Source organism: Paraburkholderia sp. J63 (assembly GCF_905220245.1).
Classification (GTDB): Bacteria; Pseudomonadota; Gammaproteobacteria; order Burkholderiales; family Burkholderiaceae; genus Paraburkholderia.
In genome coordinates, this window is sequence record NZ_CAJMZF010000124.1 from 1 (window position 1) to 1399 (window position 1399).

Annotated in this window: 1 protein-coding gene and 1 pseudogene; both read right to left on the minus strand. The window is 60.6% G+C overall.

Going from position 1 to position 1399, the window contains the following annotated elements; genetic code table 11:
• A pseudogene (locus U5775_RS38755) lies at nucleotides 1-404 on the minus strand (4-hydroxy-2-oxovalerate aldolase); the annotation flags it as partial.
• Nucleotides 405-408: 4 nt separating this feature from the next.
• Nucleotides 409-1359 carry an acetaldehyde dehydrogenase (acetylating) gene (locus U5775_RS38760; protein ID WP_322063409.1) on the minus strand — a complete coding sequence of 317 codons (951 nt, stop codon included), beginning with the start codon at nucleotides 1357-1359 and terminating at the stop codon, nucleotides 409-411.
• Nucleotides 1360-1399 lie beyond the last annotated feature (40 nt).

Genomic DNA, 1399 nt, shown 5'->3' on the forward strand with positions numbered 1-1399 from the left:
GTGTCCATGCCGAGCTCGCGCGCATATTCGATGTGCTGCTTCGAGATATCGGCTTCGGTGCAATGCGTGGCAATGCGCACCACGCGCGCGCCTGCGTTGTACGCGGCCTTCAGGTCGTGAATCGTGCCGATGCCGGGCAGCAGCAGCGTGGCGATCTGCGCGTGTGTCACCACGTCGGCTACGGCCTCGATCCATTCGAGGTCGCTATGCGCGCCAAAGCCGTAATTGAAGCTCGATCCTTGCAGGCCGTCGCCGTGCGCGACTTCGATACTGTCCACCTTCGCCTGGTCCAGCGCGCGCGCAATGTCCTGCACGTTCTGGATCGAGTATTGATGGCGGATCGCGTGGCTGCCGTCGCGCAGCGTCACGTCGGAGATATAGAGTTTCTTGCCCAGATTATTCATGGCCTTAGGCTCCTTGCGCGCTCAAAAGCGTCTGCGCCATGCGCTCGGCAGTGGCGAGCGCGGCGGAAGTCATGATGTCGAGATTGCCCGCGTAGGCCGGCAGATAATGCGCGGCGCCTTCCACTTCGAGGAATACCGAAGCCTTCAGGCCGCTGAATTTACCGAGACCCGGAATATTGAGTGGCGCGCTCGCAGGAATCTCGTCGAACTGCACCTTCTGCTTGAGGCGATAGCCGGGCACGTAGGCATTGACCTTCGCGACTGTTTCTTCAATCGAGCGCTCAATCGCGTCCTTGTCCGCGAGACTGGAAAGCGTGTAGACGGTATCGCGCATCATCACCGGCGGCTCGGCCGGATTGAGCACGATGATCGCCTTGCCTTTCGCCGCACCGCCTACCGCTTCGATGGCTTTCGAAGTCGTTTCGGTAAATTCATCGATATTGGCGCGCGTGCCCGGTCCCGCCGACTTGCTGCTGATCGAAGCAACGATCTCCGCGTAATGCACCTTCGCCACGCGCGACACCGCAGCAACCACCGGAATGGTCGCCTGACCACCACACGTAACCATGTTCACGTTGGGCGCATCGATATGCGCATCGAGGTTCACCACGGGCACGCAATACGGCCCAATGGCGGCAGGCGTGAGATCGATCACACGAATCGACGGCTTGAGCTTGCGCAGCAGCGCATCATTCCTGATATGCGCGCCAGCCGAAGTCGCATCGAACACGAAATCGATTTCATCGAACACGGACAGACGCGTGAGCCCTTCCACGCCTTCATGCGTGGTGGCCACGCCAAGACGCGCCGCGCGCGCGAGGCCATCGGAGTTCGGATCGATGCCGACCATCGCCGCCATCTCCAGATGCCGGCTGTTGCGCAGGATCTTGATCATCAGGTCCGTGCCGATGTTGCCGGAGCCGATGATCGCGGCCTTGAGTTTTTCGGAAGCCATGTGAATTCCTCTATCAGGCGGTAAAAGTCGCGCGAACGCT

Excerpts from the sequence above, each read along its gene's own strand:
- U5775_RS38760 (WP_322063409.1), bottom strand. The coding sequence starts at position 1,359 with ATGGCTTCCGAAAAACTCAAGGCCGCGATCATCGGCTCCGGCAACATC.